The following is a 26,450-nucleotide window of genomic DNA, read 5'->3' as shown; positions in this document are numbered from 1 at the left end:
CCGCTCCTTTCTCATCTATTTTGCGCTTCTCGCAATAAAATTACTCTCCGGTGTTTCGTTTTGCAAGAACCTCAACTGACTAATTAATTTTATAAGATTAGTTTATAAGATTGATTACGCGATTCAGTTTTGGTTTTCATGGATAATGATCAAACCCGCTACCTGTTGGTATGCGGGTTTTTTTTGGTTTTTTGAGGAGAGTTGTATAAAAAATGGCTCTTAGATCGATGCTATTTTTGGCGATAAGCAGTCAATAATACTTCTTTGTACTTAGTAAAATAACTAAGTATGAATATTAAAGATCATTAGAACTTTGCATAGAGACCAAAGGCAATTCAAAGAAAAATTGGCTGCCAACATCCACCGTTGATTTAAAACCGATAGTACCGCCCATGTGTTCTATGATGGTTTTACAGATATTTAAACCCAGACCGGTGCCGCCTTTTTTACGAGTATTGGAATTATCGACCTGGCTAAATTTTTGAAAAATCTTATCGTGAAAATTAGCAGGAATACCGCAACCATGATCACTCACAATAAGCTTAACAGTCTTAGCACCCTGTTCCACAGAGACACGTACCTCGCCACCCTCATGAGAAAATTTGACCGCATTCGATAACAAGTTGGTGAGCACTTGTGCAAAGCGGTCACGGTCTACATTCACATCGACATCGCCGTAATCTCCAGCACCTACAATCCTCACGCCGTATTGATCAGCATAAGAAATATTGGCACTGATAGTCTCTTGTATTAACTGATCCAGTTTAGCTAATTTGAGATTAAACTCCATATTGCCAGAGGCAATTTTTTCCATATCCAGGATATCGTTAATCAAGCGTAGTAAGCGATCTGTATTACGCATTGCCACTGTTGTCAGCTCTTTCGCCTTAGGCGGAATCTCGCCAGCAACACCGGCAGCAAGCAAACGCAAAGCACCATTGATTGAGGTTAAGGGTGTGCGCAGTTCATGGCTAACGGTTGAGACGAATTCGTTCTTCATCATCTCTACCCGTTTGCGGTCAGCGATATCAAAACTCATCGCATAAAATCCTTCTACAATACCCGCATCATTCAACGCCGGCACGTAAATAGACTGGTAATAATAGACTCGATTATTGATGGTTCCTTCGGCCTCAAAACTGACACGTTCACCAGCTAATACTCTTTGCACATATGGTGCTAAGCCTGCGTAAAATTTGTTGCCAACTACTTCTCGCAAAGTCTTGCCCATCATCTCCTCAGGCTTGACACCAAACTCCGTAGTGACGAAAGCGCTTACGAATAAATAGCGCTCTTGTGTATCCATAAACGTAATGATGCTGGGGAGGTTATCAGTAATTGTCTGCAGGCGACTTTGCGCGCTGCGCTGACGTTGCAGGGACAATTCCAGCTCATTGGCCTTAGTCTCAATTTCACGCGTGCGTTCAGCGACTGTGGATTCAAGACTCTCATTGGCACGTTCGATTCCGGCTAAATACTGCCCTTCTTTTTTTACCATATCGGCCAGAGTCACAGATAAAAGATGTGCCTCATGGAATCCATTGACGATGGGTATAGATTCCAAGGTGCGATGCTGTCCGCGGCGCTCTATTGATGAACTTAATTGTATTAAAGAGGATGACAAACGACGCGCCATCATTGCCGCAATAAAAGCCAATATCAGCGCAAGTACACCGCCTAAATACAAAATTTCGTGTTCCAGATTGCGCAGTGCTGCCATGGCAAGATCCTTGCGCTGGCGTACTAAAATACTCCATTTCAATGCGGGATAATTTCGCTGGTTACCGGTAAGAGCATAACCGGTAAGGTATTCTTGCCCATCCTCCCATTTCTCTTCCGTGGCACCACTTTTGCCAGATCGTGATTGCGTCAAACTGGTAGATTTAATCTTCTGTTCTTCCATGCCTTTGGGTCCAAGAATGACCGTGCCGTCCTCACGCACGACCATAATCTCGGCAGAATATTGTTGGTTCACTGGTGATAATAAAGTCCGCGCCATTTCACGCGCCCAGCCCCAGCTTAAATGCGCGCCGATAACTCCGCGATAGGTGCCATCAGATGAATGGATAGGGATAGATACATCCACAAAACGCCAGGGATCTGCACTGTAGGGCATCTGCTTTTGTAGCAATAAGGCGGGATGGTAATCTCCTGCGTAGAGCCCTTTTTGGCCTTGTTGAAACCAAGGACGCTGACTGACATCCGCACCTTCTAACAAACCCTTAGTCGCAGCAATGACTTTGCCATCCGGCGCCGCAAAACCGATCCAGGCATAAGATGGAAAAGTCGTTTGTAGTGTATCGACGATGTTACGAATATCGCCTGGATCTTTTGCGTCTTTAATTTGATTTAATTGCGACAGCAGTTGAACATCGCCGACGGCTTTTTGCATCACCTGGTCTAGCTCATCGCGCATTTGCCATGAGAGTTGTTGCAAGCGCTGCTCGGCCTGCTTTTGCGCATAATTATCTGCGAAATGGTCTACCAGAACTAACATCGACAGGACAGTGCACAGCACAACGATGCTGACACCACCGGTCAATAAGGTGGCAAGTTTTGGCCGCGATGCCTGCTTCGATAAAAACATAGCTTGTTATCACCCAAAAGTAATACCGTAAATATGCGGACTAACTTAGGACTGACGCAAAACCGCCCCAGCCGCGTTATAGCTCTTAGCTGGGACAATTTTGCGTCTGTCCTATCACTAGACTCTGTTAGTAATTTGTATATTCGTTAATCTAATTTTTGGATCGGGGGATAAATAAATAATCATTCACAGAATACCGTCTGGAAACATCATATTCAACTACTCGTCAAAAGACAATCAACAATCTTCGCTAGCTTGTAACTGACATTAGCGGCGCTATAGTGAATGCAGCAATGTAACTAATGTAACCAACTGAGAACGTCATTAAGCATCCAATACACGGGTAAAGCGTAAGGCGTATGATGCATTTTTCACTCCAAGGAAAGAAGCCCGATCATGCCAAAAGCAATATGGAACGGAGCGATCATCGCTCAAGCAACGGACGAGGAAGTTGAGATTGTCGAGAGCAATATCTATTTTCCACCAAACAAAGTAAATGCTGAATACCTAAAAAACAGCGCCCATCATACTGTCTGCGGCTGGAAAGGCACGGCAGATTACTACAGCCTTGAGGTAGATGGAAAAATCAATGAGAACGCTGCCTGGCTGTATAGAACGCCGAAAGACGCCGCCAAACAAATCGCTGGATTTATCGCCTTTTGGAAGGGTGTGCAAGTCACGTCCTAGCGTATCGTCATCAAATTGGCACATGCCAGATTGATGGTAAATCGGTAGTCATCAGATGGTAATTCCATGCGTGGATTACCGTTTTAGAGAACTGTTTGGCAAGTTACAGTGCGGGCTCATCTACCAATAAAGGAACATCATGTTAATCACCACCACTGAAAATATCGCTGGCTACCGTGTGCTGGAAGTCAAAGGGCAAGTGTTCGGCGTCGTCGTCCGCAGTCGAGGATTAGGTGGCAACATCATGGCGGGATTACGCTCCATTATCGGTGGTGAGATCACAGAATACACATCCTTGTTGGAGGAGGCGCGTCGCCACGCGGTTGATCGCATGGTAAAAAATGCGCGCCTGATGGGTGGTAATGCAATTGTGATGATGCGGTTTGATTCTTCCGAAATCGGTCAGACCATGAGTGAAATCGTGGCCTACGGCACAGCGGTCATTGTTGAGAAAATTGAGAAAAACTAGGGAGTGTTGACTTGATGTTACGCACCACATTATTGTTCATCGGATCGTTAATGACGATCACAGGCCTGGTTTTTATATTGGCCGGCAACGCGCATGCATGGCCACTCACCCTTTGGGGGACGATTTTGTTGGCGGCGCTGTTGTTGGAAAAATGGCGCTATCGGCCAACCGCCACAATCACAGATTTAGATAAAGGTGAATGGCAAAAAACTGACGAAGAGTTTATCGATCCAGAAACCGGTGCACTCACCCAAGTGTTCTACCAGGCTGCAACGGGGGAACGGCGTTATGTGCCGCTACGTGTAAGTAAGTATAAATAAGTGTTAGTGAGTCTAAGTAAATATCACTTAGGGCTAATCTGTTTGGCTCATCACGATAAGGTCATCACTGAGAAATCTGAGCCTTCTAAAACAACATAGTGCAAAAACAGACACATTAGCTTTGCTTAAACCTGTCGCAGATTGACCGTAGATGATGAGCGAGGCAAACATTCATCATCGCCATACAAGTAGCCGCGCAGATCGCCAGTGTCAGCTAGTTAAAGGTAATTTAATATACTCCCCTTTATTTTTATTAAAAACACCATATTGACCAATGATTAATTGGACGATATAAATATACTCACAGTGAGTATATTTATATTCATATCTAAAAACAAATACAGAATAAGTAATCAGAACTCGGAAAACCGTCGATAGCAGACATTTTTGATGAGATTTTTTAAGGCGTATTTTTTGCAAATCTCCGTCTTAAGAACATTTTTATCCTCAATTTTTTTCATCTTAAGGTGATCTAGCGCACATAAGAATTGACGTAGGCAGGATATAAAGAGCAACATCGCTTTGCAACATCAAGTAATGGCGTATCCGGTTCACATCTTGTTTTATCCGATAACAATACCTAAGGAGCCTCAAAAATGAAAAAGCATCTCTCATTGTTCGTTTTACCATTGGCCTTACCACTCATCATGTTGGCGAGCACGTCGTATGCACAAACCGCATCTGCTAGCGCATCGGCAACTGTTGCTGCCGGCAAAACCAAAGCCGAAGTAAAAGAGGAAATCAAAGCTGCCAGAAAATCCGGCGAGCTGGATAAGAATCAAGATTTAGATCCGATCCCGACTAAAGCAGATAAAACCAGCGGCAAGACACGTGCTGAGGTCAAGGCAGAAGCCAAAACAGCGGTTAAATCTGGCACAGCGACTAAAAATCTGGACTTAGATCCTATTCCGAAGACAGATAAAAGCGCAGGCAAAACTCGTGCAGAAGTAAAAGCAGAAACTAAAGCAGCAGGCAAAGCTGGTGAGCTGAATTCTAATCTGGACGTCCCAGCGACAGCACCAAAAACGAAATAAGTTGAACGTATGATTTGTTTTACTTAATTACGTTACTTAGTCACTTTGTCGCCGGACTGAAGGGCGGCAAGTGATATTTGACGACTACGCCTTCCACACTAACTAGCTTGGAAGGCGTACTTGTATTGGCGGACGTAATACGCGAGCTTCAAAAAAAGAGCATATCAATCCGCCGGTTACGGCAATGGCGGGCCTTCCGTCTGTATCGTCAAGGCACCGCGTAACAGATTCGCTGCCAGATGGTCAAAGTCGTCGCTTTGATTCTGTTTCATCTTTAAGCGTAGTTCAACGATGTTGCCATATGCAGCGCGGATGATGGTCACGCCGTGTTGCTCGCACAGTCGGCGCAACTGCGACTCATCAGCGAATGCTAGTTGATAGACGCGTTCGCACATCAGCTCGATCTGAATTAATTCTGCGGTTTTACATGCGTCTGAAATGGCTTGGCCATAGGCGCGGGTCAATCCGCCGGCACCTAGTTTGATACCGCCCCAGTAGCGCACGACTACTGCCAGAATATTGTGCAGTTGCTTGTGTACCAGCACGTTGTACATAGGTTTGGCGGCGGTACCCGAAGGTTCGCCGTCATCATCCAAACCAGAATCGCCATCGCAGACCAGTACCCAGCAAACATGCACGGCATTCGGATGTTCGGCATGTAAGTTCGCCAAAATTGCACGTGCTTCTGCGCGGCTAGTGACGGGGTAAAGCAGACCTAGAAAGCGACTTTTTTTAATCTCGATTGCGGCGCTGGCGAATGCGGCTAATTGATACATCCAGTAAATACATCCAGTTAGTATATTTGAGTTGTCCATATATTTACTGGACAATAGGCTGTTTTCTTGAAACAAATCGGGGAGTATATAATTCTACTCAGGCTGAGAACTATTTTAAGTCTCGCTCCATTGTCTCATCAAGTTGTGATAACAGCCTACCAGTTTGACGCGCGCACCCTCGTCCGCCTGAGTTTGGTTGAGTGTCTGAATCGCGTTATCCATATCAAATAACAAGCTACGATGACCGTCGTCTTTGACCAGACTTTGTACCCAGAAAAAACAGGCGAGGCGCGTGCCACGGGTAATCGGTGTGACTCTGTGCAAGCTAGTTGCGGGATACAGCACCATGTCTCCCGCCGCCAGTTTGACTGCATGCATACCGTAGGTGTCTTCTACCTGCAGCTCGCCGCCATCGTAGTCTTGCGGGTCAGCCAAAAACAGAGTGGCGGAAATATCAGTGCGTAGTTTGTTACCGGTATGTGGATGAATCCGCACGCTGCCATCAACATGCGCGCCAAAGGTCATACCCTCGCTGTAACGGTTAAACATCGGCGGATAAACGATATTAGGTAAAGCGGCGCTGATGAACAAAGGATTGCGCTCAAGCGCGCCGAGTATCAACCGTTGGCAATGATGTGCGACCTCGGACCGCTCATCAATTTGCTGGTTAAACTTGACCGCAGCGCCTTGATAACCGGCAGTCACACGCCCATCGACCCAGGCGTCGCCAGCTTGGCTGAGTAGCGCCCGCACGGCGTCTAACTGCGGAGTATCAAGAACATTGGGGATATGAACCAGCATAGAGTTTTCTGCTAAGTTTGATTGGTTAGAATTTGAACATTGTCCGGCGCAATAGCAAAACCGGAGTGGCAATTATCTTGCAACTCCGGTTTGCTGGCTAGCGTTTAGTTGGTACTTGGTCGGTACTTAGTTGGTACTTAGTTACTGCAATACGATAGCTGTCTCACTTATCACATTACATGCGATAAGTGAATGAAATCATCGCAGCACGTGAAGTACCCGGCACTGAACGACCGCCATCTGATGGGATCAGAGCGTCGTAGTACATTTTATCCGTCAGATTAAATACATTTAAACGGAGTTCGTATTTGGGCTGCTTGTAAGCTGCTGTGGCATCCCAGCGTGTGTAACCACCGACACGTACCACGTTGGTGTTACTGGCGAAACGTTCCGACATATAAACTGGACCACCACCCATTTCCCAATGCGGCGCTGGCTCGTAAATGGTCCATGCGGTCAGGGTATTTTTTGGGGTGTTAGCGGGTGTTTTGCCTAAGGTGCCATCCAATGCTGATGCGCCGACAATCTTGGCATCTAGGTAGGTGTAATTCAGCGCAAGTTGCAGCTCTTTGTTCACACGGCCAGTCGCACCGGCACGGAAACCATTGACCCGTACTGTACCGTCTAATTCATATACACCGGCGCTGATCAGGCTACGGGCATTTTCTTTCTGCACTTGGAACAGGGCAGAATTCAAAGCCAGATTGCCGTCAGCTAAATCCCATTTGCCGCCCAATTCATACGAACGGTTTTTTTCCGGATCCAGATTTTGCTGACCGGTTGTGCCCGTCAATTGTTCCAGCGAAGGATTAAAGGACGTGCCGTAAGAAACATAATATGACTGTGTTTTTTCTGGCGCCCAAATGCCGCCCAAACGGACACTGGTAAAACCAATCGCTTGCTTAGCGCCTGCCAAGGTTGTGCTACCAGTCGTATTACTTGCATTGATAGAGTTGCTGATACCAGCAGTGTAGCGGTCATAACGCAAACCGCCCGCGAGTTTAAATTCGGGATTCAACTCCATCGTGTCATTGACGTAAGTCGCCACCGTATTAGCCGATCCGCCGGCGCGATTGCCTAGAGTAGTTGGCACTGCCGCTGGCGAATCACCGTTATTCGGATTCAGCAAAGGGACGCAGGCAACGTAGCCCGCGGTAGTGCCGGCGGCATTCAGGTTTTTGCCATTGCATGTGCCGTTACGATAAAAATTCTGATTGTCGTAACCGTCATGACCTAACTCCAATCCGGCCAACAGATTATGCTTAAAGCCACCTGCCGTCAGATTGGCGACCAGTTCAGTTTGGTTGAAGAAGGAGTAGTCGCGGATATCGCGGTCATGGCTTTGCAGGCGCTCATATAAGCTAGACAGCGGCAAGCTGCTGATGCCTGCTGGTGACAACGCGGTAAAGCCATTCGCAGAAACGGTACCGATGGTGTTAGGTGCGGTTTCTCTCGCGCTAGTTTTGACGTAATTGAATTGCGTCTGATTACGTAATGTGACCTCTGACGATAGCTTATGGATAATAGTGCTATTAAGTGAGGCAATGTCGGAATCGGTATGGTCATCGTTATAGCCGTACGCCGTTTTGTGATCTACATTGACTGGTGCGCCGTTCAGCGGGCCAAGACCATAGTCTGGCATGTCGTGATTGTGTTGCAGCAAAGCGGACAAGGTGATTTCTGTCGCAGTGCCAATACCAAATTTGACCGATGGTGCAAAACCAAAGTCTTGCAATTTAGTCTGATCACGGGTGGTGGCATCGCCACTTTGCCCCATAGCTAATATGCGCACAGCGGACGTATCAGATGTTGGTGTGTTGTAATCCACCGTGGCTCTGACCAAGCCATTGCTAGTCACTGATCCGCCGATTTCTGTTTGTTGCTTGAGGATAGGTTTTTTGGTCACTTGGTTAATGACGCCACCAGTTGAACCTCGCCCAAACAGCATGGAAGAAGGTCCCATCAAGACTTCGATCGAATCTAATGCGAACGTATCGCGATAGTATTGACCGCGGTCGCGGAATCCATCCAGATAAATATCAGTACGCGCTGAGAAACCGTTTAGGTTAACGTTATTGCCGATCTGGCCGCCTTCTGCACCGCCCAGAGTAATACCGGACACATTGCGTAAGGCATCTGCCAGGGAGTTGGCACCTTGCGATTGCATCAGAGCTTTGTTCACGACCGTGACGGATTGTGCGATGTCATGTGGATCAGCAGGTAATTTGCTGACCGACACTGCACCCGGCGCGAAATCATTTTTTGCGCCTTGGATGACGATTTCTGGCAAGGAAGAGCTGGTTTGTTGCGCCAATAAAGGCAGCGGGCTGGCGAACAGCGTTAATAATGCAGCTGCAATGGGCTTGCGGTGATTCATAGTGATTGCTTTCGGTACGAGGTTAGTGATGCATACCCCTACCGTCACTATATGGCTAGGCTTGGAGAGTTCAGCCTAGATTTTAATCTAAATGAGAATGCTTTTCAATACCATTCAACTTTGAGGAAGTAAATACAGGTAAATCTGAAGCAATCTCATATCCGGCTCTCAGTTTTTATGACTTACGCAAAATTGTCCTAGCCGGGCATGACGACGACAGTACTTCAGTACCTAAGTTACTAAAATACTGTCGCTGCAACGCAGCTGGGACGGTTTTGCGTAAGTCCTGATTTATTGAATAACAAAATTCTCAAAGAAAATATTGGTCACGCCGTCATGTTCTTTGACGTCTAGCGCTTTGTTGACCGTATCGCGGATTTCTTCTATCAGCTCCTTTTTTCCTGCGGAGGAGAGAATATCGCCAGGCTCTTTGCCACTCAGACTCACTAAAATCGCATGCCTTACTACTGGCAGATAGACTTTGATTTTTTCTGCAATTTCTGGATTAGCTAACTGAAGCGTCATGCTGACTTGCAGGTATTTTTCAGAGGTGGATAAATTCACGGTGAACGCTTCTAGCTTGGTCATATTGCCACCGCCTCCGCCTTCTTTCGCTCCCGAATTGGCAAACGCCGAGCCCGATAACGTGCTGCTCAGGCAAATTAAAATAATGCATAGCAAATTGAGCAGGGGATTTTTGTGAAGTCTTGGCGGCGTCATATGCGGCTCGTTTTTATTAAAAACAGCGAGTTAAAAGTAGAAATAATGAGGAGGTAATGAAGAAGCAATGGGGAAACAATGAGCGGAAAATCCATAAAAAAAACGGATGAAGAGCATTCATCCGTTTCAATTTTAAATCAGCACAGCAAAACAAAACCGAGAAATATGTCAACGATCGTCAACTCCGTTCAACTCTGTACATTGTGCCGACAAATTGTACGTGTAAATTACACCGACAAAGGCTTGTAACGTATCCGTTTTGGCTTGGCACCTTCTTCACCCAGACGTTTCTTTTTATCAGCTTCGTATTCCTGGTAATTACCGTCAAAGAAGCTGACTTGCGAATTGCCTTCAAACGCCAGAATATGGGTCGCAATCCGGTCCAGAAACCAGCGGTCATGCGAGATCACCATCACGCTGCCAGCAAATTCAAGCAAGGCATCTTCCAGCGCGCGCAGAGTTTCTACGTCCAGATCATTGGACGGTTCATCCAGCAGCAAAACATTACCGCCTTGCAGCAACGTCTTTGCCAGATGCAGACGACCGCGTTCACCGCCCGACAAATTGCCGACGATTTTTTGCTGGTCGCCACCTTTAAAGTTGAAGCGTCCCAGATAAGCGCGGGATGGCATTTCAAAACGACCGACCGTCAAAATGTCCGCACCGCCAGCGACGTCTTCAAACACGGTTTTGGTATTGCCCAGATCTTCGCGGGATTGATCGACCAGCGAGATTTTGGCAGTCTGCCCCAGCACCACCTCGCCGCTATCCGGTTGCTCTAAACCTTTAATCATTTTAAACAGCGTCGATTTACCGGCACCGTTAGGGCCGATGATGCCGACAATCGCACCAGGTGGAATCTTAAAGCTGAGGTTGTCGATCAGCAGACGGTCCCCAAAGGCTTTGGAGACATTTTTAAATTCGATGACTTCGTTACCCAGACGCTCGGCGACCGGAATAAAAATCTCTTGAGTCTCGTTACGTTTTTGGTACTCGTGCTCGCTCATTTCATTGAAGCGCGCCAGACGTGCCTTGCTCTTGGCTTGACGTGCTTTAGGATTTTGGCGTGACCATTCCAGCTCTTTTTGCAAAGCACGTTGGCGGGCAGATTCGGTCGCTTCTTCTTGCTTCAAGCGGGTTTGCTTTTGGTCCAACCAAGAGGAGTAATTACCCTTCCATGGGATACCTGCACCGCGATCCAGTTCCAGAATCCACTCAGCGGCATTGTCCAAAAAGTAGCGATCATGGGTAATCGCCACTACTGTGCCAGGGAAGCGCAATAAAAATTGCTCCAGCCAATCGACTGATTCTGCATCCAGATGGTTGGTTGGCTCATCGAGCAAGAGCATGTCGGGTTTGGATAGCAATAATTTGCACAGTGCGACGCGACGTTTTTCACCGCCGGACAACACGGCTATCTTGGCATCCCATGGCGGCAGGCGTAATGCGTCGGCGGCCATTTCTAATTGTAGTTCGACATTGTCGCCGCTAGAGGTTGAGATGATGGCTTCCAGGCGTGCTTGCTCATTGGCGAGGGCATCGAAGTCGGCATCTGGCTCGGCATAGGCGGCATACACTTGCTCTAACTTGGCCTTGGCTTCAAATACTTCACCGAGTGCGGATTCGACTGCTTCGCGCACAGTTTGCTCTGGATCAAGCTGCGGTTCTTGCGGTAAATAGCCAATGTTCAGATTTGGCATCGGCACGGCTTCGCCCTGGATGTCCTTATCAATGCCTGCCATAATTTTAAGCAGTGAGGATTTTCCGGAGCCGTTCAGCCCCAAGACGCCGATCTTGGCGCCAGGGAAAAACGAGAGCGAGATATCTTTAAGAATCTGGCGCTTAGGCGGCACGATCTTGCCGACGCGGTTCATGGTGTAGACGTAATTTGCCATTTTTTCGATTTTTTATGGATGAAGAAGATGGGTGCAAGGATACCGCAAGCCAGCGCAGATGGGGAGTCCTGGGTGGGAGTTTGTTCATTGCTGATAAATCCAGCAGCGGGCACGCACGTCAATACAGACACTACAACCTAGCTACTTTTATCAATGCCTATGTCAGGGTTTCACAGTCATAGGCATTTGCGTTAGATGTTTTTCGAGATTGCCTACTCAATCGCCCAGAGTCAAGCTGATGCAGTCCTTGATTAGCGAGCGTATCTCGGCAGAGTCTTTTGCAGCCAGCTTAAAGCCCCGTGCCGCGCTGGAAAGAATATGTGCAGTTTTTTCGGCTGACACTTTTGTTTTGTTTTCTTGAAATTTTGAGTGCGACATCAGAACCGGTAAAAGTACCTCCTCAAATGCCCTATATCCCTGTTTGAGAGACTCTTGGGCAAATTCAAAGGCGCACTCCATGAGTTCCGCCGCCTCGCTGGACTCAAGCATTAACTCAAATGGACCAACTGTCCAGAGTTCAAAAGCCAGGTGTAATTTTTCTTCTGGCGTCTTAAGAATGGCGATTTTTTCTTCTATCTCGGCAAGAGTTTCTTTCACCCAATGCTCGTAGACACCGTTAAAAATCTCTTCTTTATTTTTAAATATGAGATAAAGCGCAGGTCGAGAAATACCGGCGGCCAGAGCCAAATCATTCATTGTCACTCGTTTGTAGCCATAGCGGAGAAAGGTGTTTCTCGCTGCTAGTAACATCGCATCGCGTTTTTTTATATTCATATAATTATTATTGACATATTTCGTTTATTTGTCAATAATGGACAAATAAACGAAATATGTCATTTGTTTAAATGATTTCATTTGACTCTACGTAATCCAGAGATTCCAGATATTCCAAAGAAGCAAGACCATGAACGATTTCGATAAGCTGAGGAGAACTTGATGAAAAAGTACGCATTATTCATAGTTGGTAGTTTTTTGAGCCTTTCCGCGTTGGCGGAAAACATGGCCACCGGTAAATGGCAGCAATACGACGATAAAACCGGCGCTTTGCAATCCATCATGCGGATTGAGAAAGAAGGGGACAGCTATGTGGGTTTTGTTGACCAGCGATTTGTGATTCCCGGGCAGTCTAAGGAGGACGGTGAGCCTCTCTGCACCCGCTGCACTGGCGACATCAAAGACAAACCCAAGCTAGGACTAAAAATCATGACTGGCTTCAAACGTGATGGTACTCGCTACGATCATGGATCAATTCTGGATATTAATTCCGGGAAAACGTATAGCTGCGAAATGGCGCTTTCTGATGACGGTCAAACTTTGACGGTGCGAGGCTACATAGGAATTTCGCTTCTTGGCCGGTCGCAAACTTGGAGGCGGCTGGCGCCCTAGGTCGGCGCGTGGCTTAAAGATTCGGTCTTCGAGGATTCGGCAAGACGTTTCCATCGATCTACCTAAAACTAATTAATCATGAAAAGTGGGAGCAAGTTATGACTAAAAAAATAGTTCTTGTCACAGGCGCAAGCTCCGGCATCGGGAAAGCCACTACCAAGCTTTTGGCAAAACAAGGTTTAATCGTCTACGGTGCTGCAAGACGCTTATCTGAAATGGGGGATCTGATGAAGCTAGGCGGTCACCCGATTGCGATGGATGTGACCGATCAAGCCTCGGTTGAAAGTGCGATCGAGAAGATCATGCAAGCACACGGACGCATTGATGTTCTTGTAAATAACGCGGGCTTTGGTCTTTACGGCAGTATCGAAGACGTCAAACTCGACCAGGCGAAGTATCAATTTGAAGTGAATGTGTTCGGTCTTGCCAGAGTCACGCAACTGGTAACACCCATCATGCGTAAGCAAAAGTCGGGGACGGTTATTAATATGTCGTCGATGGGCGGGCGTATGTACACACCACTTGGTGGTTGGTATCACGCGACCAAACATGCGGTTGAGGGATTGTCGGATTGTCTTCGGGTCGAACTGAAGCCGTTCGGGATTGATGTGGTGATCATCGAGCCAGGCATTATTCGCACCAACTTTGGAAATGTTCTGGCAGCGCCTCTCTTAGAGTTATCGAAAGGTGGCGCTTATGAGGGAATGGTGGACAAGATGATGGCTGGTCGGGAGGCCGTCGAAAATAGCGGTTCGTCCCCAGACGTCATCGCCCAGACGATTTCAGCGGCGATTCATGCGTCGTCGCCCAAGTCCAGGTACTTAGTCGGCAAGCTCGCCAAGCCGCTTGTCTATATGAGGCGATGGCTGGGGGATAGACTGTTTGACAGCATACTCATGTCCCAGCTGAAATAGATCACGACACATTAGTAATTTCTAGTGTGTAAACAAATACATTAGCGAGTAAATAAGCCGGAGGAAAGATGACACTGATTAGCCACACATTAGCCTGGTGCCAAGGAGAGATTTTTGAAGGGAAAATGCTCCTTGTTTAAGGGCTCGGGATTATTTTAGTGAGTTTTTCGTTCTGGAAGTTTGGAGATACACCGTACGCAAAAGCGATCGTGATTCCTTTTCTAATTGTCGGTCTGTTTTGCGCCTCAGTCGGAAGCACACTGCTTGTGACAAATCCGAAAAGGATGCTTGACTATCAAGAAGCATATCAAAAAAATTCTGTGGAATTTTTGAAGTCAGAACAGCAGCGAACGACCAAGTTCATCAGTTGGTATCCGAGGGCACTTTGGGCATTTGTGGCGATAGGTGCGCTGGCCATGATTGCTTACGGTATGACTACAAAACCGCTACCGAACGCGGTGAGCCTGGCTGCTCTGCTGCTTTGTTTTTCAGGATTGATGATTGATCACTTCTCGAAAGAGAGGGCTTTTGCTTACGCCAATCAGATCGGGAGTGAACTCAAAAAATTAGGCATTGTTGAGACCGGTCAGCGTCTTATTTTATGATTCTTCCTATGCACTCAAAGCGTGTGGTGGCGCTTTGAATTTTATTCATAATAGGGGAGTATATTTAATCGTCCAAAGAAAATATGGGTAGTAGGGTGATTTTAGTTCATACACCCATCAGTATATATTACCAAGCGATTACATCTTTGCTGGTTTTCTGGCGATAGGCACAAAATCAAACTGGAACTTCAGCAGTGTTGATTGGCCATTGATGGTGACGGTTTGCGTCAAAGGCGGCTTGATACTTCCCATATTCGGGTGCCAGGCCTTGATCTCGTATTGACCATTGGGCAGATTTTCTAATTTCAATACGCCGCTGTCGTCCGTCTTGGCAAAATAGGGTGTGTCTAGCACCAAGACATAGGCGCGCATCCAGTTGTGTAGTAAGCAGTACACCACGACGATGCCCGCTTTATCAAAAATCACGGGTGGTGGCGTCACGCCTTTGTCGTAGGTTTTGATCTCAAACTCTTTGGCGGGCGAGAAAGACTTAACGTGATGTTCCAGCTTGTCGTAATTGGGGAACTTGACTTGGGTGCCTACGCGTATCGGTGTGACGTAGGGCGCAAACTGCAAATCGCGCTGGGCAATTACCTCGGTCTCGGTTTTGCCAACTGGCGGCAAGGGCGCGCCGATCGGTGTCGCGTACACCACAACATCTGGCATTAAGGCGCCATTTTTATCCACCGCACTGGCGCTGATGGTGACGCTCCATGCGCTGGACAGCAGGCCAAAGCTGCTGAGGAACAAACTGGCTTGTAGTAAGCGGATGACAGAATGACGGCGCATGGATTATCTCGGTTGAAATTACTTGGTGACGATGGGGCGTTGCATTGGTGCCAGTTTCGCTACCAGCTTATTAGAAACCGACGAGGGGATGTTATTTTTTTCCATCGCGATTTGCAGGTCTTCTGCTAAGGCATTGAACTGGGCGTTATTGATATTCATCCCCTTGTGCGCTTCTTGCATATCTTTACCGCTGTACTTGCATGGACCGCCAGTCAGTGCGCAAAACTGTTCTGCCAACATTAAACCCAGGCGTTCCATATCGGTTTCTTTGAATGCGTCTTTGATGCGGTCGTCTGCTAATACTATCGGTAAAAAATCAGCCACGATTTTATTGATGCCTTCTTTCCCACCCAAGCCTTGGTACACCGCGTCGAGCGTGGTCTGGGCGAATGCCGACGTGGTGGCGATAGTAGTGCTAATGCCAAAGCTGAAGATAATAGCTGCTTTGACGAGCTTGGAGCTGAGACGTGTTTGCATGATCATGTCTTTCTAAAATAGGTCAGTTCTTGTATGTGTTTTAGCCTGTGTGCTGTGTTGCGCGATACAGTCAGATTAAAATCCGGCTTGCAGCGACAAATAAAAGCCACGCTGATTGGTCGGATTAAATACGGTGATATCGCCCAAAGTGGCATAGGCCGCAGTGATCGACACATTTTTAGTCGGGAAATAAGCCAGAAACACGTCGTAGTAATCTTTTTCGTTATCGACGCTGAGGTTACGTGGCTTCATCCGGTACTCTGCCCCCAAGGCTAATTTGCGGGTGATCAAATAGGCAGCAGAGCCTTCTAACATAGGCTTGTACTTGTCTTCTTTATCACCGCCAAAACCGAGAATACCCATTTGGTTGGCTTTGGTCATGCGCAAGGTGCCGTTCAGCAGCAGGCTTTGTTCCAGAAAAACTTTAGTGGCTGAAGCGTAGTAATCCACACCACGATCATCTTTGGCACCCAGTTGCTTGACATTAGTGACGCCCAACGCGCCCAGACCACCTATGCCGTTATTACGTTTGATCATCGCGCCGACGGCAACTTGTGGCATCCAGCTATCTTGGTCATACACGGCGTCACCCGCGACTTTGACTTTGATGCCAAGAATATCTTGCTGAATGTTAAGCGAGTTGAGTGGTGCCAGACTGCCGGTAAATTCTTGCTTAGCCAGGGATAATTCGACCCGGTCTGCGATACCAACGGCTACGCCATAGGTTTTGAGTCCGTAATCTTGGGTTTTAACTTGGGTGTAATGCACATTCGCACCATAGCTGTCACGCGTGCCATAACCTGTGATTAATGCCCAAGGCGTCAGACCGCCGCCGCCTGCGCCCTCTAGCTGGCTAACGCCGCCAGTTGCGGTCAGTTTGCCCATGTCGGGCCGCATGCTGGATGGTGTGTCGGCTAATGTCGATGTGCTGGCAGGTGCGGTAGTTTGGGCGCTCGCCTGCTGACAGAACATGGCAAAACTGCTGATCATGGCGGCTTGTAAAGCTCGGTTCTTTAGATACATCGTCAAATACATAGTCATTTCCTCGCTGATAGGTGGGTTGGGAGCATCTCAGCAACGAGCGTCTCTGGAAGAAATACGTTGGCGTTAGCAAACCGGATTCAAGCTAATGCGACATAACCACGAATATTGTGTGACATATTGTCAAATCGTATGAGGCTATCTTTTGAAGCTATTTTTTCGGTTCAACGATGTCCCGCTTCATCGGCGCAAGTTTGGCAATCAGTTTGTTCTGTACCGATGAAGGAATATGCTGTTGCTCCATCGCGATTTGCAAATCCTCTGCCAAGGCGTTGAACTGAGCACCAGTGATGCCGAGCTTGTCGTGTGACACCTTCATGCTGTCGCCAGAATAGGTGCAAGGGCCGCCGCTGAGAACGCAAAATTGTTCTTTTAATAGCTTAGCCAGACGCTTCATATTGGTTTCTTTGAACGACTCTTTGATACGTGGATCTGCCAGCACTAATGGAATCAAATCATCGACGATGTGATTGATGCCAGCCTCACTACCCAAGGCTTGATAAAGCGCATCGGTCTGCGGTGCGGATTCAGCATAAACGTATAAATTTGCTGCAAACATGGGCACTACGAACAGCAGTGCTTTCAAGAGTTTTACAGCCGAGGTTTTTAAACCTAGATTTTCCATTGGAACAGCGACAAGTGTGCCTTTGGCGAACTGGCTGGCTAGACGCGACGACGACGCAAGCTGCATCTTGCTAGGAGGAGCAACAACGCCAGGCAGTTCGCCAAAGGTGCAATTGTCGCTGTAGCGTTCCCACTCAAATCGCGGTGGTGCTATCCCTCTGAAGACCGCACGCCGTCTGCGTTTCTCCGAAGTGGTAGCGGTCCAATGGAAAATCTGGGTTAAAACTGGTTGCGCGTTCATTTGTATTGTCTCTTGTCGTTTACTAGTTACCAACTTGTAGTGATAAATACCAGCCGCGCTGCGTGGTGGGATTAAACACCGTGATGTCACCCAATTTGGCATAGGCCGCAGTGACAGAAAAATTCTTGGTCGGGAAATAAGCCAAAAACACATCGGCGTAATCTTTTTCATTATCAACACTGAGGTTGCGCGGCTTCATTCTGTACTCCATACCTGCGACCCATTTACGGTTGATCAGATAGACCACAGAGCCTTCAAGCAGGGGTTTATATTGATCGTTTTTATCACCACCAAAACCGAGCAAGCCCATTTGGTTTGCCTTGCTCATCCGCAGTGTGGCATTGATTAACAGGCTTTGTGCCAGATAGAGTTTTGTCGCAGACAGGTAGTAATCAACGCCGTTGTCACTAACTGCGCCAAGCTGCTTTACGTTAGTGACGCCAAGTGCCCCAAGACCCGCCACACCGTTATTGCGCTTAAACATCACGCCTAGCGCAATTTGCGGCAACAGCGTGTCTTGATCGGTCACGGCATCACCAGACAATTTCAGTTTAATACCAACAACATCTTGTTGAATATTGAGATGATCCAAGGGGGCGCGGCTGCCGGTGAATTCTTGTTTAGCTAAAGACACTTCCAGTTTGTCGGCAAAACCCAACGCGACGCCGTAAGTTTTAAGGCGGTAATCCTGCGTGTCCACTTGCGTGATATGTGCGTTGACGCCATAGCTATCTTCGCTGCCATAACCGGTGATCAATGCCCAAGGCGTAATGCCACCGCCGCCCGCACCTTCTAGCTGGCTGACGCCACCAGTCGCTGTCAATTTGCCCATGTCGGGCAAGGGCAAATTTTGCGCGTTGGCTACTTGTCCAAAAAGTGACCAGGACAAACAAAAAAAGAGCGCATTACTTGCGATTACGATTACATTTTTTTTGTACATCAAATGACCTGTGGCTAAAGAGCGTTGGTACTCGATCGGTATTGCTAAGCTTTTTGCTGCGGGTGTTTTATGGTGTTGATATTTTGTGTATCGATAATATGAACATCTTGATATGAAAAGATCTCACACCACCAAATTACGCAACACTTTACCAAAAAAAACTAAATCTGCCCGAGCAAAGCCATATCAGGATTTTGATTGAACCTACATTCCTGATATCGTATAAAACTAAGCTTATTCTTCATTATTTTTCTCAAGTCAGATTACGATATTTAACACTTTGTTATACGAAAACAGATGAGCCGGTCCTCCTTACGCCGTGAGTTAGTCATCCCTATTACTATTTTAGTAATAGGCGTCGCTGCGGCTATTGGCTGGGTATCAATGAGGGCCGGAACCGATGCGGTGAACACGCTGACGCAACGTATCTTGACCGATATGGTTAATCGTATCAGCAGCGCTACCGGAAAGCATTTAGATAGCGCATTAGTGGCACTGGATGCGATCGCCCCTAATCCTAAAAACGCCCCGGCAGTACAAAAATTCTCGGATGATCTTGGTTTGCTGGAATCCAAATTGTGGACCGCCAGCGGCCTGTTTATGGATGTGAATAATTACGTCTATTACGGCGGTCAGGATGGCCGTATGGTTGGTGTGTTTCGCATCAAACCTGATTTCGTTGAAGTGTATTGGCATGAACCCGGCGCGCGCCAGCGCCAGGTCTATCAGGCAAAAACACCAGGCGACCGGTCGGTGTTATTGCGTACGGATCAATACGATCCGCGTTTGCGGCCTTGGTATCGTGCGGCGATTGCATCCGATAAGCCAGTATGGTCGCAAATTTATAATGACTTTACCTCGGCAGAGCCGACCGTGACTTTGGCTAAGCCCGTATTTCAGCCCAACCATACTTTGATCGGTGTGGTCGCTACCGACGTGACATTAAAAGTGCTGTCAGATTTTTTACGGACTTTAGAAATCAGCAAAAACAGTGTCGCCTACATCATCGACAGTGAGGGTTACATCGTCGCCACCTCTGGTGATGAGCTGGCTGTAACACGCCTAAGTCCAAACGATGCGCCGCAGCGTTTGCGCGCATCGGAAATGAAGACGCCCCTAATCAGCGAGATTTATAAACGTAGTTATGCCTGGCAAAGAAAAATTTTGCAGGGCGACAAATCAATCTCGTCAACTCAGTCATTTACCCTAGCGACCGGCACAGTTGATGTGGCAGTCGCGGCTTTGGGTGATAAGCAAGGTTTGAACTGGCTGACTGTGGTTGCTGTACCGCGCTCCGATTTTATGAGCAGCGTCAACCAAGGTTTTTTTGAGAGTCTGTTAATTGCAGTAGCCTGTATTTTATTTGCATTGACGATAGGTTTGACCATCGTTGATCGGGTAATGCGCGATATCCGCAAACTCACCGGCGCAGCAGAAAAATTTGGTGAAGGGCAGCCTTTGCCTGAGCTGGATATCCGGCGCGATGATGAAATTGGTATCCTTGCTCAAACATTTATTGAGATGGAAAAGAAGCTGCGTTTTGATAAATTAACCCAAGTCGCCAACCGGGAATCTTTATTCGCTCAAATTAGTTATCTGCAAAAACATGCAAAAAATAATCCTCACGAGCACGAGGTGTTCACGATCTTATTTGTCGATTTGGACCGTTTTAAATTTATCAACGATAACTATGGGCATTACGCCGGCGATGCCACTTTAGTGATCATCGCGGCTAGGCTAAAAGCGTCTATTCGAGAAACCGATATTGTGGCGCGCTATGGCGGCGACGAATTTGTGCTCTTACTCAAAGACACCAAAAGCTCTATCGATATTTACAACATGGTAGAGAAAATTTCTACCCTGGTAGAAATGCCGATTGCGCTGGACGATGTCATGGTCAGTGTCGGCGTATCTGTTGGCTGGGCGTGTTTCCCTGAGGATGGTGATGATTATGTACGATTGATTAAGATTGCCGACAGTCGTATGTACAACCATAAAAGAGATCGCAAATCGCACCAAATGCATTTGGTATGAGGACTAGGATTTAATATACTCCCCATAATTTTTCGTAAAATTAGCTTGCATATCAATGATTGTATGGACAGCTATATAATACTTACCATGAGTATATTGGTTGCTTAGTTAAACAACTAAGCTAACTACCAGCGTCTGGTGTCGCTTGTCTTGCATCCCATTGCGCCATCCAAGTGAGCATCTGCTCGGCTGGCATGGGTTTGCTGATGTAATAGCCTTGCGCCTGATCACAGCCCATGTCCTTGAGCAGTTGCATGACTTCTTTATTTTCGACTCCTTCTGCCACCACTCTCAATCCCATGTTGTGACCAAGATCAATGGTTGATTTGACGATTTTAGTGTCATCAATATCTTTCTCCATTTTCAGAACGAAGGATTTATCGATCTTTAATTCATCCACCGGCAAGCTTTTTAAATACGCAAGTGAAGAGTAGCCAGTACCGAAATCATCAATCGACAAATCGGCGCCCATCGCATGCAAACCTTCTAAGGTCTGCTGCGCCCGGATCGGGTCATCCATAATCGCACTCTCGGTAATTTCCAGACAAAACGCAGCAGGCGTAATGTGATGTCGCTCCAGAATATCGGCAAACTTGTTCGGCAAATCCTGATCCAGTAAATCGCGGGTAGACAGGTTGACCGACATTTTCAGGTTCAGACCTTGCGCTATCCATAGGCTACAGATACGGGCGGCATCATTCAGTACCCAGCGGGTTAACTGGCGAATAAAGCCGGTTTGCTCAGCAAATGGGATGAATTGATCCGGGAAAATAAAGCCACGTTCTGGATGTATCCAGCGGATTAGCGCCTCGACAGCAATTACTTTGCCTGTATCCAATGCGACTTTAGGCTGTACATACAAGTGGAAGTGCTGTTGTTCCAGCGCTGTGCGTAATTCACTCAGCAAAGACAAACTTTGCTGGCTGGATTTATCGATGGCTGGCACATAGGTTACCGCGCCGCTGTTGGCACGCTTGGCGGCATACATCGCCACTTCCGCCCGGCTTAACAGGGATTCTGCATCATTGGCATTGTCGGGGAAGCCGGCAATACCAATCCCCGCACCCAGATCAACGGTTTGATCTTCGATTGAAATTGGTTTTTCTAAGGACGCTAAAATTTTTGCAGCCAGCTCTTGTGCTTCTAACAGAGTGGAGTCGGGTAACAGCACGACGAACTCATCACCACCCAGACGCGCAGGTTTGATGGTGCCTTGTCCCAGCTCATTAGTCAGTCTGAGGGCAACTTGCGTAAGTAATTGATCACCAAAACCATGTCCCATGACATCGTTGACATGTTTAAACCGATCCAGATCCATCATCAGAATGTAGCAGGTAGTTTTTTTTGCCCTTGCTTGTGTAATCGCATCTTGCAGCATGCTGACGAACAGTGCCCGGTTTGGCAGATTGGTCAAAATATCCCAATACGCTAAGCGCCGGATTTCTTTTTCGCGGTTGGCAATGCCATCACGCATGACCAGAAAAGTCCGCGCCAGATCGCCGATTTCATCATTGCGTTGCACTTTGATCGTGGCGGTATAGTCACCCGCGCCTAACCGTTTGGCAGTATCCGCTAATTGACGCATGGGACCAGTAATCCGCTTGGTGGTAACAACGCTAATGATGCTGGCGATGATGACCCCAAGGATGGTGAGTATCAGCAGATCTCTTTGCAGCTGTTTATATGGCGCAATAGCTTCGCTCAGAGAGACCTGCAATACGGCGACCGTAACCCACTTCTCGTTTTCGGCTAATTTAAGGACGTGCGCGCTGTATTCTTCATCGCCAATGCGTAGTTCCGCGATGGATTGGCTTGTATCTTGAATTTTGGGAATCTGGGTTGCGAGTATGGCGACTTGTTCTGCATTGAGAGTAGAAACATCCGGCATCCATTTATTCCCGTCAGCATGATTTTCAGTTAGCAGGGATATCTGCAAGCCTGATAATTCACGCATGTCAGCGACGATACGCTGATCAATCGGGATTGCCATCAAGACCCAGGCAAGAGTGACAGGTGCCTTAATAGGCACCATCACTAATTGATACGATTTACCCTGGACGACGGCATTGCGGTAAGAGCTACCGACTTGTTCTGCCTGTATCACCAAAGGCAAAATTGATTGCTGAAAACTACTTGCAAAAACATCGCTGGTAGCTGCCGTAACGCTGCGGTCCAGGCCTATTACCATAGAAAAACTGGCACCGATCCTTTCACCATGATTGATTAGGGCAGACTCTATCGTTTTAGTATCGTTGGTACCAATTGCCTCACGAAACGCATAATCTTTAGCGAGCACCTCGCCACTTTGTATGAGTTTTTGTGCATTCTGATCTAGTAAGCGATTGAAGATTTTTTCACTCCGCTTCAGTTCTTCCTGAATAGAGGCGCGCGCATTGCGATAGATCGTATTTTGAATAACAAAAAAACCCGCGAGTTGAACCATCAGGGTCAGGGCGATAAACAGAGTGACAACTCGGCTTTCCAAGCTATGCAAACGCATGAACTATCCTTGCTGATTTGTGGCGATTTTCATTTTTTTGAAATGGCTGCATGCTATTTTAATATCCGGTCGATAAACCATAATAATCGTAACTTACTGTAAGCGTAACTAACTCAGTCAATCCCGGAACACTGCGATCAAGTTCAATTTACTTTGTAATTCAATTTGACAACAAGCGCAGAGTTGTCATCCTTGATTACAACGGCTTGCTCACTTATTGGGCTATTTGCCATTTGTTGATAGTACGAAGTTTTTAAACTATATTTCCCGGCAGGCAGGGTAGTAATTTTTGCTTTGCCGCTGGCATCTGTTTTTGCGAAATAAGGCGTATCGACGATCTGGATATACGCCAGCATCTGATCATGGATATTGCAGCCGACTACCACGGTCCCCGGTTTGTCAAAGGTGATCGGTGCTTCGGGCTTGCCTGCATACAGTTTTAATTCAAATGGCTTCGCTGGCGAAAATGAGTAAGCTTGATGCCGTACCGTGTCATTATTGGGGAAGCTGATGGCTGTCCCAGTCTGCACTACCGTCACCAGCGGAATGAATTTTTTATCTTTTTGCTCGATATCAACTTTGGCGGACTTGGTTTTTTCAATCGTGCCATTATCAAAATAAACGACCGCATCAAGGACAGGTTTGCCAGCACTATCAATCACCTGAATAATGTGATCAGCGTGCGCAGGTAGCACACATGCACAACTCAACAAACCGATGGCCATTGTGGTAAGTTGGGAACGTTTAAAGTTATCAAGCATTGCCGTTCTCCTCGCTAAACTGATCATAGAAATATGCACGCAATCATAAGTATTTTACTTGTATTTATCATGCGCCCATCCTTCATCAAAATGCTTATTGCAGATCTATTTAACCACATTGCTAATGTCCGACGGATGTCAAACTTAAGTCCATGAGCTTTGAGTTTTACCGAAAAACCTAGTCCGCGTGTCTTACTTATCATCATAATGCAAAATAATTATAAAAATCGCTTTATGTAGCTTTGTAGTTGTTGCTGTCCCTGAATGCATTGGGTATATTAAATATTCAGAATAAACCGATTAAAAATAAGTAATTGTGACAAAGATGTTGTAAATTGTTGTTAAGTTATTGTTTCTTAATCGTTGCTAAGGTATTCTCGGCGCCACTTCGTTTGCTTATTGCAGTTAACTCTTAGTAGAGTATGGATTCCATCATTAAACATCTTGTGGAAATTACTGGTCATCGTGACCATGATCTCCTCAATATTTCTGTCATCTCGGCCTTGTGTGAATTGACACGCGCTGAGTATGCACGCGTGCTGGATATAACCACCGTAGGCAAGCAAACATTTGTACAGTCACAAATCACGATTAAAAATGGTAAAGTGCTGGAAGTCGCAGATATTAGCGCCATCAACTTAGCCGGTGATCTAATTGCCAAGTACCCCAACTTGGAAGACGGCATTACAAAACATCAGAATTTGATCGAAGGTTTGTCAGAAGATGGTAAGCGTTTAATATGGCTACCAATCTGGACTAACGAAAAGGTAAACACCTGTCTAGAAATCGCCAATCCTGAATCGTATAACGAAAATACTTCTCAAGTGATGGAAGGGATTTTGATCGTTTATCGTAACTTCCAAAACTTACTCGATTACAGTGAGAGAGACTCATTGACAGGTTTATTAAATCGTAAGACTTTTGACGATAATTTCTCCAAAATTTTGCGGGTTAGTTCCCAGCAAAAAAATACCGAAACAGAACCAGAGCAAGACCGCAGGTCCGTTGAACCCGAAAAGCCACATTGGTTAGCGGTTATGGATATTGACCACTTCAAACGTGTTAATGATCAATTCGGTCACTTGTATGGCGATGAGGTATTGATTTTGATCGCCAATCTCTTACGCTCGTCTTTCCGTCCCACCGACAGATTGTTCCGTTTCGGTGGTGAGGAGTTTGTGATTTTATTGCGCGCTACGGCTCAAGACGATGCACACCATATTTTTGATCGCTTCCGCGAAAATGTGGAGCAATATCCATTTCCACAGGTAGGTCAAGTCACAGTGAGTGTGGGTTTTGCCCGCATTGATCCGTTTGAGCCTGCAGTTGCGATTATGGGTCGTGCAGATCAGGCGCTCTACTTTGCAAAGAGCAATGGCAGAAATCGTACTTGCTACTACGATAGTTTGGTCGACAGTGGCGACCTGCATGCCGAAAAATCGAACGATACTGCAGAGTTTTTCTAGAGTCTAGCTATGCTCAGCATCAAGCGCAGCATTTGTTTTTTTACGCGCAGTAGTAATCAGGATCACACTTCCTAAAATCACCGTTATTGCAATCATTTCACGCACGCCAATTTTTTCTCCTCCTAGCATAACGCCTAAAATTACCGCGATCACAGGGTTGACGTAGGCATAGCTGCCAGCGAGGGCGGGCGTTACTGCGCTTAGCAAATACATGTACGCAGTAAATGCAAGCAAAGATCCGGCAACTACAAGATAAGACCAAGCTATCCACGCGTTGACAGTGATTGGCGTATTGAATTTTTCTCCCATCAAAAAACCAAGCATCATCAAAAATGCGCCGCCAAGTAACATTTGACTGGCAAATCCCATCGCACCCGGCGCCATTTTTAATTTTCGTTGCGACAGCACTGATCCGATATCCCAACTTAAAATCGCCCCGATTAAGCTAATCACACCAATTGGCTTGGCAGAAAATTCGCCACCAAATGCCAGCATCACGGCACCCGCGAAGCCGATCATTATTCCTGTCCATTCACGACGGTTAGGCCAGTCTCCAAAAAAACCCACGCAAAACGACAAAACCATAGGCGAGCAAGCAATAAATACGGCGGTCAATCCTGAGGAAATACTTTGCTGTGCTAGTGCCGTCAAACCCATGCCACCACCCAGCATCAACACACCAACGACCCCTGCATCGATCCACTCCCGTATCTTGGGACTAGGAGTACCACGCCATTTTTTCCAAGCAAATAGCAAACTACCCGCAGCGAAAAAACGTGTACCCATTAAGAGGAACGGTGGGAATGATATTAATGCCACATGAATCGCAAAATACGTCGATCCCCAAACGATGTATATGACGGATAAAGCGGTCATAACAGAGCGCGGCAGACCTAACATGATTTTCCTTTAACCGCGTTAAATTTCTTATTTGAGGTTCTTGCAAAACGAAACACCGGAGAGTAATTTTATTGCGAGAAGCGCAAAATAGATGAGAAAGGAGCGG

24 protein-coding genes are annotated in these 26,450 nt (G+C 46.8%); 9 read left to right on the top strand and 15 right to left on the bottom strand.

The features are described from left to right. Nucleotides 1–295: 295 nt before the first annotated feature. Nucleotides 296–2,587 (bottom strand): ATP-binding protein, encoded by a 2,292-nt coding sequence (locus QN395_RS18680; RefSeq protein ID WP_323492782.1) that lies wholly within the window; start codon nucleotides 2,585–2,587, stop codon nucleotides 296–298. 396 nt (nucleotides 2,588–2,983) lie between these two features. Between QN395_RS18680 and QN395_RS18675 the strand changes: the two genes are divergently transcribed. From QN395_RS18675 to QN395_RS18660, 4 genes are all read left to right on the top strand, one after another. Then, complete coding sequence (locus QN395_RS18675; RefSeq protein WP_323492781.1) at nucleotides 2,984–3,274, top strand: DUF427 domain-containing protein; 291 nt, start codon at nucleotides 2,984–2,986, stop codon at nucleotides 3,272–3,274. A 139-nt stretch (nucleotides 3,275–3,413) separates the two neighbouring features. Next, nucleotides 3,414–3,743, top strand: a complete 330-nt coding sequence (locus tag QN395_RS18670; RefSeq protein ID WP_323492780.1) for a YbjQ family protein — start codon at nucleotides 3,414–3,416, stop codon at nucleotides 3,741–3,743. A 14-nt stretch (nucleotides 3,744–3,757) separates the two neighbouring features. Beyond that, nucleotides 3,758–4,063: a hypothetical protein gene (locus tag QN395_RS18665; RefSeq protein ID WP_323492779.1), complete on the top strand. Its 306-nt coding sequence runs from the start codon at nucleotides 3,758–3,760 to the stop codon at nucleotides 4,061–4,063. 596 nt (nucleotides 4,064–4,659) lie between these two features. Then, a complete protein-coding gene (locus tag QN395_RS18660) occupies nucleotides 4,660–5,097 on the top strand; it encodes a hypothetical protein (RefSeq protein WP_323492778.1) in 438 nt (145 codons plus the stop codon). 176 nt (nucleotides 5,098–5,273) lie between these two features. Here QN395_RS18660 and QN395_RS18655 read toward each other — a convergent pair whose 3' ends face one another. The 6 genes from QN395_RS18655 to QN395_RS18630 all read right to left on the bottom strand — a co-directional run bounded on the left by QN395_RS18655 (nucleotide 5,274) and on the right by QN395_RS18630 (nucleotide 12,440). After that, entirely contained in the window at nucleotides 5,274–5,912 is a 639-nt protein-coding gene (locus QN395_RS18655; protein ID WP_323492777.1) for a YigZ family protein, read from the bottom strand. A gap of 75 nt (nucleotides 5,913–5,987) precedes the next feature. Continuing rightward, entirely contained in the window at nucleotides 5,988–6,674 is a 687-nt protein-coding gene (locus QN395_RS18650) for a Fe2+-dependent dioxygenase (RefSeq protein WP_323492776.1), read from the bottom strand. A 175-nt stretch (nucleotides 6,675–6,849) separates the two neighbouring features. Next, nucleotides 6,850–9,051 (bottom strand): TonB-dependent siderophore receptor, encoded by a 2,202-nt coding sequence (locus QN395_RS18645; RefSeq protein WP_323492775.1) that lies wholly within the window; start codon nucleotides 9,049–9,051, stop codon nucleotides 6,850–6,852. 291 nt (nucleotides 9,052–9,342) lie between these two features. Further along, nucleotides 9,343–9,771: a flagellar basal body-associated FliL family protein gene (locus QN395_RS18640; protein ID WP_323492774.1), complete on the bottom strand. Its 429-nt coding sequence runs from the start codon at nucleotides 9,769–9,771 to the stop codon at nucleotides 9,343–9,345. A gap of 227 nt (nucleotides 9,772–9,998) precedes the next feature. Beyond that, nucleotides 9,999–11,666, bottom strand: coding sequence for an energy-dependent translational throttle protein EttA (gene ettA / locus QN395_RS18635; RefSeq protein WP_322120553.1), 1,668 nt, complete (start codon nucleotides 11,664–11,666; stop codon nucleotides 9,999–10,001). A gap of 216 nt (nucleotides 11,667–11,882) precedes the next feature. Continuing rightward, nucleotides 11,883–12,440 (bottom strand): TetR/AcrR family transcriptional regulator, encoded by a 558-nt coding sequence (locus tag QN395_RS18630; protein ID WP_323492773.1) that lies wholly within the window; start codon nucleotides 12,438–12,440, stop codon nucleotides 11,883–11,885. Between the two features lie 162 nt (nucleotides 12,441–12,602). On the opposite strand from QN395_RS18630, the gene QN395_RS18625 reads away from it, so the two are divergent. The 3 genes from QN395_RS18625 to QN395_RS18615 all read left to right on the top strand — a co-directional run bounded on the left by QN395_RS18625 (nucleotide 12,603) and on the right by QN395_RS18615 (nucleotide 14,571). Continuing rightward, nucleotides 12,603–13,052: a DUF2147 domain-containing protein gene (locus tag QN395_RS18625; protein WP_323492772.1), complete on the top strand. Its 450-nt coding sequence runs from the start codon at nucleotides 12,603–12,605 to the stop codon at nucleotides 13,050–13,052. Nucleotides 13,053–13,150: 98 nt separating this feature from the next. Beyond that, the gene (locus tag QN395_RS18620; protein WP_323492771.1) at nucleotides 13,151–13,966 is read left to right on the top strand and encodes an oxidoreductase; all 816 of its coding nucleotides are present in this window, start codon (nucleotides 13,151–13,153) and stop codon (nucleotides 13,964–13,966) included. A gap of 158 nt (nucleotides 13,967–14,124) precedes the next feature. After that, entirely contained in the window at nucleotides 14,125–14,571 is a 447-nt protein-coding gene (locus QN395_RS18615) for a hypothetical protein (RefSeq protein WP_323492770.1), read from the top strand. A 138-nt stretch (nucleotides 14,572–14,709) separates the two neighbouring features. On the opposite strand, the gene QN395_RS18610 is transcribed toward QN395_RS18615, so the two are convergent. From QN395_RS18610 to QN395_RS18590, 5 genes are all read right to left on the bottom strand, one after another. Next, a complete protein-coding gene (locus QN395_RS18610) occupies nucleotides 14,710–15,360 on the bottom strand; it encodes a methylamine utilization protein (protein ID WP_323492769.1) in 651 nt (216 codons plus the stop codon). 18 nt (nucleotides 15,361–15,378) lie between these two features. Beyond that, nucleotides 15,379–15,837, bottom strand: a complete 459-nt coding sequence (locus tag QN395_RS18605) for a group 1 truncated hemoglobin (RefSeq protein ID WP_323492768.1) — start codon at nucleotides 15,835–15,837, stop codon at nucleotides 15,379–15,381. Nucleotides 15,838–15,912: 75 nt separating this feature from the next. Then, nucleotides 15,913–16,734 carry a DUF3034 family protein gene (locus tag QN395_RS18600; RefSeq protein ID WP_323492783.1) on the bottom strand — a complete coding sequence of 274 codons (822 nt, stop codon included), beginning with the start codon at nucleotides 16,732–16,734 and terminating at the stop codon, nucleotides 15,913–15,915. Nucleotides 16,735–17,029: 295 nt separating this feature from the next. Continuing rightward, complete coding sequence (locus QN395_RS18595; protein WP_323493119.1) at nucleotides 17,030–17,743, bottom strand: group 1 truncated hemoglobin; 714 nt, start codon at nucleotides 17,741–17,743, stop codon at nucleotides 17,030–17,032. A gap of 22 nt (nucleotides 17,744–17,765) precedes the next feature. Continuing rightward, nucleotides 17,766–18,575 (bottom strand): DUF3034 family protein, encoded by an 810-nt coding sequence (locus QN395_RS18590; RefSeq protein WP_323492894.1) that lies wholly within the window; start codon nucleotides 18,573–18,575, stop codon nucleotides 17,766–17,768. Between the two features lie 405 nt (nucleotides 18,576–18,980). Here QN395_RS18590 and QN395_RS18585 point away from each other — a divergent pair, with 405 nt between their 5' ends. Next, a complete protein-coding gene (locus QN395_RS18585; protein WP_323492889.1) occupies nucleotides 18,981–20,717 on the top strand; it encodes a diguanylate cyclase in 1,737 nt (578 codons plus the stop codon). Between the two features lie 121 nt (nucleotides 20,718–20,838). On the opposite strand, the gene QN395_RS18580 is transcribed toward QN395_RS18585, so the two are convergent. Together QN395_RS18580 and QN395_RS18575 are read right to left on the bottom strand one after the other, a co-directional pair. Next, nucleotides 20,839–23,217 carry a putative bifunctional diguanylate cyclase/phosphodiesterase gene (locus QN395_RS18580; RefSeq protein WP_323492890.1) on the bottom strand — a complete coding sequence of 793 codons (2,379 nt, stop codon included), beginning with the start codon at nucleotides 23,215–23,217 and terminating at the stop codon, nucleotides 20,839–20,841. A gap of 143 nt (nucleotides 23,218–23,360) precedes the next feature. Continuing rightward, nucleotides 23,361–23,978 carry a methylamine utilization protein gene (locus QN395_RS18575; protein ID WP_323492891.1) on the bottom strand — a complete coding sequence of 206 codons (618 nt, stop codon included), beginning with the start codon at nucleotides 23,976–23,978 and terminating at the stop codon, nucleotides 23,361–23,363. A 422-nt stretch (nucleotides 23,979–24,400) separates the two neighbouring features. Here QN395_RS18575 and QN395_RS18570 point away from each other — a divergent pair, with 422 nt between their 5' ends. Beyond that, nucleotides 24,401–25,444 (top strand): GGDEF domain-containing protein, encoded by a 1,044-nt coding sequence (locus QN395_RS18570; protein WP_323492892.1) that lies wholly within the window; start codon nucleotides 24,401–24,403, stop codon nucleotides 25,442–25,444. Between the two features lie 3 nt (nucleotides 25,445–25,447). Here QN395_RS18570 and yedA read toward each other — a convergent pair whose 3' ends face one another. After that, complete coding sequence (gene yedA, locus QN395_RS18565) at nucleotides 25,448–26,344, bottom strand: drug/metabolite exporter YedA (protein WP_323492893.1); 897 nt, start codon at nucleotides 26,342–26,344, stop codon at nucleotides 25,448–25,450. Between the last annotated feature and the right edge of the window lie 106 nt (nucleotides 26,345–26,450).

Source organism: Undibacterium sp. RTI2.2, from assembly GCF_035018705.1.
GTDB lineage: Bacteria > Pseudomonadota > Gammaproteobacteria > Burkholderiales > Burkholderiaceae_D > Undibacterium.
The sequence above is the reverse complement of the archived record's forward strand: the minus strand, read 5'-3'. Positions and strand labels throughout refer to the sequence as shown.

Coding starts and splice junctions, on each gene's coding strand:
- QN395_RS18620 (WP_323492771.1), top strand. CDS start 13,151: ATGACTAAAAAAATAGTTCTTGTCACAGGCGCAAGCTCCGGCATCGGG.
- QN395_RS18670 (WP_323492780.1), top strand. CDS start 3,414: ATGTTAATCACCACCACTGAAAATATCGCTGGCTACCGTGTGCTGGAA.
- QN395_RS18590 (WP_323492894.1), bottom strand. CDS start 18,575: ATGGGCAAATTGACAGCGACTGGTGGCGTCAGCCAGCTAGAAGGTGCG.
- QN395_RS18625 (WP_323492772.1), top strand. CDS start 12,603: ATGAAAAAGTACGCATTATTCATAGTTGGTAGTTTTTTGAGCCTTTCC.
- ettA (WP_322120553.1), bottom strand. CDS start 11,666: ATGGCAAATTACGTCTACACCATGAACCGCGTCGGCAAGATCGTGCCG.
- QN395_RS18665 (WP_323492779.1), top strand. CDS start 3,758: ATGTTACGCACCACATTATTGTTCATCGGATCGTTAATGACGATCACA.
- QN395_RS18650 (WP_323492776.1), bottom strand. CDS start 6,674: ATGCTGGTTCATATCCCCAATGTTCTTGATACTCCGCAGTTAGACGCC.
- QN395_RS18640 (WP_323492774.1), bottom strand. CDS start 9,771: ATGACGCCGCCAAGACTTCACAAAAATCCCCTGCTCAATTTGCTATGC.
- QN395_RS18580 (WP_323492890.1), bottom strand. CDS start 23,217: ATGCGTTTGCATAGCTTGGAAAGCCGAGTTGTCACTCTGTTTATCGCC.
- QN395_RS18575 (WP_323492891.1), bottom strand. CDS start 23,978: ATGCTTGATAACTTTAAACGTTCCCAACTTACCACAATGGCCATCGGT.
- QN395_RS18595 (WP_323493119.1), bottom strand. CDS start 17,743: ATGAACGCGCAACCAGTTTTAACCCAGATTTTCCATTGGACCGCTACC.
- yedA (WP_323492893.1), bottom strand. CDS start 26,344: ATGTTAGGTCTGCCGCGCTCTGTTATGACCGCTTTATCCGTCATATAC.
- QN395_RS18630 (WP_323492773.1), bottom strand. CDS start 12,440: ATGAATATAAAAAAACGCGATGCGATGTTACTAGCAGCGAGAAACACC.
- QN395_RS18605 (WP_323492768.1), bottom strand. CDS start 15,837: ATGCAAACACGTCTCAGCTCCAAGCTCGTCAAAGCAGCTATTATCTTC.
- QN395_RS18660 (WP_323492778.1), top strand. CDS start 4,660: ATGAAAAAGCATCTCTCATTGTTCGTTTTACCATTGGCCTTACCACTC.
- QN395_RS18585 (WP_323492889.1), top strand. CDS start 18,981: ATGAGCCGGTCCTCCTTACGCCGTGAGTTAGTCATCCCTATTACTATT.
- QN395_RS18600 (WP_323492783.1), bottom strand. CDS start 16,734: ATGCGGCCCGACATGGGCAAACTGACCGCAACTGGCGGCGTTAGCCAG.
- QN395_RS18645 (WP_323492775.1), bottom strand. CDS start 9,051: ATGAATCACCGCAAGCCCATTGCAGCTGCATTATTAACGCTGTTCGCC.
- QN395_RS18655 (WP_323492777.1), bottom strand. CDS start 5,912: ATGGACAACTCAAATATACTAACTGGATGTATTTACTGGATGTATCAA.
- QN395_RS18680 (WP_323492782.1), bottom strand. CDS start 2,587: ATGTTTTTATCGAAGCAGGCATCGCGGCCAAAACTTGCCACCTTATTG.
- QN395_RS18675 (WP_323492781.1), top strand. CDS start 2,984: ATGCCAAAAGCAATATGGAACGGAGCGATCATCGCTCAAGCAACGGAC.
- QN395_RS18570 (WP_323492892.1), top strand. CDS start 24,401: ATGGATTCCATCATTAAACATCTTGTGGAAATTACTGGTCATCGTGAC.
- QN395_RS18610 (WP_323492769.1), bottom strand. CDS start 15,360: ATGCGCCGTCATTCTGTCATCCGCTTACTACAAGCCAGTTTGTTCCTC.